Origin of the sequence: Novosphingobium malaysiense, from assembly GCF_000802225.1 — a bacterium.
GTDB lineage: Bacteria > Pseudomonadota > Alphaproteobacteria > Sphingomonadales > Sphingomonadaceae > Novosphingobium > Novosphingobium malaysiense.
Genome location: NZ_JTDI01000065.1, coordinates 1 through 203, shown reverse-complemented (window position 1 = coordinate 203; position 203 = coordinate 1). Strand labels below are relative to the sequence as shown.

The 203-nt window shown below is 53.2% G+C and carries 1 pseudogene; it reads left to right on the top strand.

Going from position 1 to position 203, the window contains the following annotated elements:
- Positions 1-203 (top strand): annotated as a pseudogene (aspA, locus tag LK12_RS23510) (aspartate ammonia-lyase); the annotation flags it as partial.

Here is a 203-nt window from a genome sequence, read left to right as displayed (position 1 = left end):
CCCGAGGTCGTCAATCAGATCTGCTTCAAAGTATTTGGAAACGATGTCACTGTCTGTTTCGCTGCCGAGGCCGGTCAGCTAGAACTTAATGTGATGGAACCGGCGCTGTCGCAAGCAATGTTCGAGTCTATCCACCTGCTGACCAATGCCTGCGACACGTTGCGTAGCAAGTGCATTGACGGGATCACCGCAAATGTGGAGCG